Source organism: Pseudomonas sp. FG36 (assembly GCF_057809275.1).
This window is the reverse complement of sequence record NZ_JBMDJQ010000034.1, coordinates 57,409-63,408: the sequence shown is the minus strand read 5'-3', so window position 1 is coordinate 63,408 and position 6,000 is coordinate 57,409. Positions and strand designations below refer to the sequence as shown.

7 protein-coding genes are annotated in these 6,000 nt (G+C 65.8%); 3 read left to right on the top strand and 4 right to left on the bottom strand.

Features of this window, described 5'->3' with window-relative positions:
* Positions 1-81: 81 nt before the first annotated feature.
* Positions 82-765 (top strand): DNA repair protein RecO, encoded by a 684-nt coding sequence (gene recO, locus ACODS9_RS21675; protein WP_401104409.1) that lies wholly within the window; start codon positions 82-84, stop codon positions 763-765.
* A gap of 62 nt (positions 766-827) precedes the next feature.
* Positions 828-1,550, top strand: a complete 723-nt coding sequence (gene pdxJ / locus ACODS9_RS21670) for a pyridoxine 5'-phosphate synthase (protein ID WP_189656959.1) — start codon at positions 828-830, stop codon at positions 1,548-1,550.
* Positions 1,551-1,624: 74 nt separating this feature from the next.
* Here the strand turns inward: pdxJ and ACODS9_RS21665 are convergent, their stop codons facing one another.
* Both ACODS9_RS21665 and ACODS9_RS21660 read right to left on the bottom strand, forming a co-directional pair.
* Positions 1,625-3,010 carry a heavy metal sensor histidine kinase gene (locus ACODS9_RS21665; protein ID WP_489094727.1) on the bottom strand — a complete coding sequence of 462 codons (1,386 nt, stop codon included), beginning with the start codon at positions 3,008-3,010 and terminating at the stop codon, positions 1,625-1,627.
* Complete coding sequence (locus ACODS9_RS21660) at positions 3,007-3,681, bottom strand: heavy metal response regulator transcription factor (protein WP_046856835.1); 675 nt, start codon at positions 3,679-3,681, stop codon at positions 3,007-3,009. Before ACODS9_RS21660 ends, ACODS9_RS21665 begins: the two co-directional genes overlap by 4 nt.
* A gap of 274 nt (positions 3,682-3,955) precedes the next feature.
* Here ACODS9_RS21660 and ACODS9_RS21655 point away from each other — a divergent pair, with 274 nt between their 5' ends.
* On the top strand, positions 3,956-4,159 hold the full coding sequence (locus tag ACODS9_RS21655; protein ID WP_489094726.1) for a hypothetical protein: 204 nt from the start codon (positions 3,956-3,958) through the stop codon (positions 4,157-4,159).
* Positions 4,160-4,228: 69 nt separating this feature from the next.
* Here the strand turns inward: ACODS9_RS21655 and cmoB are convergent, their stop codons facing one another.
* Positions 4,229-5,185: a tRNA 5-methoxyuridine(34)/uridine 5-oxyacetic acid(34) synthase CmoB gene (cmoB, locus tag ACODS9_RS21650; protein ID WP_401104403.1), complete on the bottom strand. Its 957-nt coding sequence runs from the start codon at positions 5,183-5,185 to the stop codon at positions 4,229-4,231.
* Entirely contained in the window at positions 5,182-5,925 is a 744-nt protein-coding gene (gene cmoA, locus ACODS9_RS21645) for a carboxy-S-adenosyl-L-methionine synthase CmoA (protein WP_489094725.1), read from the bottom strand. Before cmoA ends, cmoB begins: the two co-directional genes overlap by 4 nt.
* Positions 5,926-6,000 lie beyond the last annotated feature (75 nt).

Here is a 6,000-nt window from a genome sequence, read left to right as displayed (position 1 = left end):
GTCCCGCGTAAGCTATCGCGGGACAAGTCGGGCCGCCGCATCGCCGCTCCCACAGTCATTTATGACGTCGAGAAACCGCTGATGGACCAACCCACCCCCCAGCCGGCCTACGTGCTGCACAGCCGCGCCTACAAGGAAACCAGCGCGCTGGTGGACTTTTTTACCCCGCAAGGCAAGGTACGCGCCGTGCTGCGCCGGGCACGGGGCAAGGGCGGCAGCCTTGTGCGGCCGTTCGTGCCGCTGGAGGTGGAGCTGCGCGGGCGCGGCGAGTTGAAGAACGTCGGCCGCCTGGATGCCGTCGGTATTGCCGCCTGGTTGCACGGTGACGCGCTGTTCAGCGGGCTGTACCTCAACGAGCTGCTGATGCGCCTGCTGCCCGCCGAGGCGCCGCACCCGGCACTGTTCGAGCACTACACCCTGACCTTGCAGGCCCTGGCCGCCGGGCGTGCGCTGGAGCCGCTATTGCGCTCCTTCGAATGGCGCCTGCTTGATGAGCTGGGTTACGCCTTCTCGCTGGAACATGACGTCAACGACAGCCCTGTGGTCGCCGAAGGCCTTTATCGCCTCCAGGTGGACGCTGGCCTCGAGCGGGTCGAACTGTTCCAGCCCGGTTTGTTCAAGGGCGGCGAACTGCTCGCCCTGGCCCAGGCCGACTGGGAGGCGCCCGGCGCCTTGCTCGCCGCCAAGCGCCTGATGCGCCAGGCACTGGCGGTCCACCTGGGGCCCAAGCCATTGGTCAGCCGGGAACTGTTTCGCAAGCGCTGAGCAGCACGTATGCTGTGGCCCTCAACTTTCAGGAGTGCCCCTTCGTGACTCACAGCAACCGCATGCTTCTCGGTGTCAATATCGACCACGTGGCGACCCTGCGCCAGGCCCGGGGCACCCGCTATCCGGATCCGGTCAAGGCCGCCCTGGACGCCGAGGAAGCGGGTGCCGACGGCATCACCGTACACCTGCGCGAAGACCGCCGGCACATCCAGGAGCGCGACGTGCTGCTGCTCAAGGACGTGCTGCAGACCCGCATGAACTTTGAGATGGGCGTCACCGAAGAGATGATGGCCTTCGCCGAGAAGATCCGCCCGGCGCATATCTGCCTGGTGCCGGAAACCCGTCAGGAGCTGACCACCGAAGGTGGCCTTGACGTCGCTGGCCAGGAGGCGCGGATCAAGGCAGCAGTCGAGCGCCTGTCGCGCACCGGTGCCGAAGTGTCGCTGTTCATCGATGCCGACGAGCGGCAGATCGAGGCCTCGCGCCGTGTCGGCGCCCCGGCCATCGAATTGCACACCGGCCGTTACGCCGATGCCGAGACGCCGACCGAAGTCGCCGAGGAGCTCAAGCGCATCGTCGATGGCGTGGCGTTTGGTGTTGGCCAGGGCCTGATCGTCAATGCCGGTCATGGCTTGCATTACCACAACGTCGAGGCCGTGGCCGCGATCAAGGGCATTAACGAGCTGAACATCGGCCATGCGCTGGTGGCCCATGCGCTGTTCGTCGGCTTCAAGGCCGCGGTGGCGGAGATGAAAGCGCTGATCGTCGCCGCTTCGCGCTGAGTCAATCGCGAGTTAAGCCCCTCCCACAAGCTTTGCTGGAGCTTCTGTGGGAGCGGGCTTGCCCCGCGATAGCTTTACTCGGCCTTGAATACCAAGGTGAACCGCGTTGGCCCTTCGACCTGGCTCCTGACTTCGACCCGCCCCCCATGCAATTGCATGATCGACTTGACGATCGCCAACCCCAGCCCGGTTCCGCCCTCCAGCCGTGAACGCCCGGCGCCTGCGCGGTAAAAGCGTTCGAACAGGTGCGGCAGGTGCGTCTCCTCTATCCCGGTGCCCTGGTTCTGCACCCACACGGCAATCTCGTTGCCCAGCCGCTCGATGCCCACGGCGACCGGCTTGCCCTCCGGTGCATGGCGAATCGCATTGCTCAGCAGGTTCGACAGCGCCCGCTGGAACATCAACCGGTCCGCCAGGGCCGTGCCCCAGCCTCGCAGGTGCAGGGAGATGCCCTTGAGCTCGGCACTGAAGGCGAACAGTTCACTCACCCGGGCCACTTCGTCGGCCAACGTCAGGGGCGCCAGGGCAACCTGGGTCTGCGGCTGGCTGACCTGGGCGAGGAACAGCATGTCGTTGATGATGCGGTTGAGGCGGGTCAGCTCCTCGACGCTGTCTTCGAGGGCTTCGCGGTACTTGTCGCCGTCACGCTCGCGGGCCAGGGTCACCTGGGCCTTGCCCATCAGGTTGCCGATCGGTGTGCGCAGCTCGTGGGCCAGGTCGTCGGAGAACTGCGATAGCTGGCGCACGCCTTGGTCGAGCCGGTCGAGCATGATGTTGATGGCGCGTGCGAGGTCGGCCAGCTCGCTGGGCAGGCCCTCATCGGGCAGCCGGTGAGTAAGGTCCTGGGCCGAAACCTGCCCGGCGATCCGGCGGAAGTGCCGCAATGGACGCAGGCCGCGCTGCACCAGCTTCCAGGCGGCGATGCCGATCAGCACCAGCAGCAACGGCAGGGCCAGTAGCGTCGAGTGCAAATAGGCTTGCAGCAGGCTGTTGTCGTCGCTGCGGTTGAGCGACATCAACACTTTTACCGGGGTGTCGTCGCGCAGGCGCATCAAGCGGCTGGCGGTGAGGATCTGATTGTCGCCGTCGTCGCGCCAGGCATGGAAGGTCAGCCGCTCGTCCGCTTCCAGGTTCAGCAAATGCTGGGACTGCATGGCCGGGCCAAGGCTGAGCAGCGCCGGATGGCGGCCATTGACGGCCAGCACGCTGAGGCTGAGGTTGTCGTGGCCCATGACCAGGTCGAGCAGGGGGTGGGCGCGGGCGCTGAGGTCGTCGCTGCGCAGGTCCACCCGCAGGTTGTGCTCGACCTGCTGCATCTTGCGCGCCAGGTCCTTGCGTGCCCGGCTATCCAGTTCGTGATCGAGGGCAAATACCGCCAGGCACGCCAGCAGCAGCACCAGCGCCGCGCCCAGCAGGGTGACGCCCAGGCCCAGGCGCAGCGACAGGCTGGGGCGCTTCACGCTCGCGCCTCGAGCACGTAGCCGACGCCGCGCAGGGTGTGGATCAGCTTGTCGTCGAAGGGGTCGTCGATCTTCGCCCGCAGGCGGCGGATCGATACCTCCACCACGTTGGTGTCGCAGTCGAAGTTCATGTCCCATACCAGCGAGATGATCTGGGTGCGTGACAGCACTTCGCCGCTCTGGCGCATCAACAGGTGCAGCAAGGCGAACTCCTTGGCGGTCAGGTCGATGCGCTGGCCGCCGCGCCAGGCGCGGTGGCGGCCGGGGTCGAGTTCGAGGTCGGCGACCTTCAATGTGCTCGGCTGCAGGCGCTGGTCGTTGCGCCGGAGCAGGCTGCGGATTCGCGCCAGCAGCTCAGGGAATTCGAACGGCTTGAGCAGGTAGTCGTCGGCGCCCAGGTCGAGCCCCTTGACCCGATCGGCGAGACGGCCGTGGGCGGTGAGCATCATGATCCGCGTGGAGGATTCGGCGCGCAGGCGCTGCAGCACGCCCCAACCATCGAGCCCAGGCAGGTTGACGTCGAGGATCACCAGGTCGTAGGGCTGCTGGCGGGCCAGGTGCAGACCGTCGGTGCCGGTGTAGGCGCAGTCGACCACATAGCCGTTCTCGCGCAGGCCCTGTTGCAGGTAGTCGGCGGTGCGGGGTTCGTCCTCGATGATCAGTAGGCGCATGGTCGGGCTCTGTGTGGAAAGGGGGCGATTCTCGACCCTGTAGTGACATCAGGGTCAAGCGGCGAGGATGTTACTGGATGCGAATGGCGATAAGAGGAGGATTGCTGATTTGTAATCTGTGGGTCATATGGGCGACAGGCTTGTCGCAATCGGGGCAAGCCCGCTCCCACGTGGTTCTGCGGGGATTTCAGGACTGTAATGTCCGCCTCACCTTGGCGTTAGCTCCCGCTTGCGATGATGGCTCTGTCGAAACGGTTATCACGAGGCAAGCACGATGAACCTGACCAAGTACCTGCTGCTGGCAATCCTCGCCCTGGGCAGCACCAGCGTTTTCGCCGAGGGTGGCGCGGAGCGTTCCAAGCAATTCTGGCAAGCCTTCCGCGAGGACCAGGCGCGTCTGCATGGCGACAAGCAGCAGGTCGTGGCTGAGCGTGAGCGCAAGGCCGAAGAGAAGGCCCGCGAGCTGGCCAAGGATTGAGCACCACACGCCTGCGCCGCCACAGCTCCTCGGCGCAGGTGAGCCTCGGCGCCCGAACGGGCGCCTTTTTTATTTGCGTGCCAGCAATGTGGCGCGGCGTGGCGCCGGCAGGCCTTCGATGGTCTTGCCGTGGTCGTTCGGGTCGAGGAAGTCGCCCAGTGACTGGTAGCGCATCCACTCGGTGCTGCGTTGTTCCTCGACGCTGGTGACGCTGACATCGACACAGCGCACATCGCTGAAACCGGCGCGGCGTAGCCAGCGCTCCAGGGCTGGCACCGACGGCAGGAACCACACGTTGCGCATCTGCGCGTAGCGGTCCTCGGGAACCAGCACCTGGTTTTCGTCGCCCTCGATCACCAGGGTTTCCAGCACCAGCTCGCCACCCTTGACCAGGCAATCCTTGAGCGCCAGCAGGTGCTCGATGGGCGAGCGGCGGTGGTAGAACACGCCCATGGAGAACACGGTGTCGAAACCTTCGAGGTTGGCCGGCAGTTCTTCGAGGGCGAACGGCAGGTGCCACGCCGGCAAGTCCGGCAGGTATTGCTGCACGGCCTGGAACTGGCAGAAGAACAACCAGTTGGGGTCGACGCCGATGACCATGTCGGCGCCGGCGCCGAGCATGCGCCACTGGTAGTAGCCGTTACCGCAACCCACGTCGAGCACGCGCTTGCCCTTGAGGTCCAGGTGCGGGCCGACCCGCGACCATTTCCAGTCCGAGCGCCATTCGGTATCGACATGCACGCCGAACAGGTCGAACGGGCCCTTGCGCCAGGGCGACAGGCCCATCAGTGCCTGGCGCATCTGCGCCCGGGTGGCGTCGTCGCAGTCGCAGTCCAGGCGCAGGCCGTCGACCAGGTCGACTTCGCTCGGGGTCAGCCGCGGCAGTGCGTCGAGGGCGCCGCGCCAGCGATCGAGGTCGCCGTGGCCTTTTTCCAGCTTGCTCTCGAGTTGCGCCTGCAGGCCTTGGGACCAGGTGGCAAGGGGCGTGCCCGCCAGGCGGCGGACAAGGGGGGACAGATCGATCATGGCAGGGCTATCAGCGAGGCGAAGTTAAGGCATTGGAACCAGGGCACGACCTTGGAGAAGCCGGCGGCGCGCAGGCGCGCTTCATGGGTTTCCAGGGTGTCGGGTTTCATCACGTTCTCGATGGCGCTGCGCTTCTGGGCGATTTCCAGTTCGCTGTAGCCATTGGCACGCTTGAAGTCCAGGTGCAGTTCGTTGAGCAGCTCCTGCTCCTGGGCGTCAGAGAAGTGCAGTTTCTCCGAGAGAATCAACGCGCCGCCCGGCAAAAGTGCCTGACGGATGCGCGCAAGCAGGTCCAGGCGCTGTTCGGGGGCGACGAACTGCAGGGTGAAGTTCATCGCCACCACCGAGGCCGGCTCGAAGGGCAGGGCGAGAATATCGGCCTCCAGCACCTGCACCGGCAGCAACTCCTGGAACATCGAGTCCTGGGCGGTGAGGTACTGGCGGCAGCGCTCGACCATGGCCGCGGAGTTGTCTACCGCGATCACCCGGCAGCCGTCCGTGCGTACGTGGCGACGCAGCGCCTGGGTCACCGCGCCCAGCGAGGCACCGAGGTCGTACAGTGCGGAGCCCGGCTGGGCGAAGCGCGCGGCCAGCACGCCGAGGTTCTCGACGATGGTCGGGTAACCGGGCACCGAACGCTTGATCATGTCCGGGAAGACCTGCACCACGTCTTCGTTGAAGACGAAGTCGGGCACCTGCTCCAGGGGTTGGGCGAATAGGCGGTCGGGTTGTTTGCTCACGGTGGGTCCAGGCGGCTGGCAATCTACAGGGGCGGCATTCTAGCCAAACCACGGCAAGCTTGCATGACTGGCTGA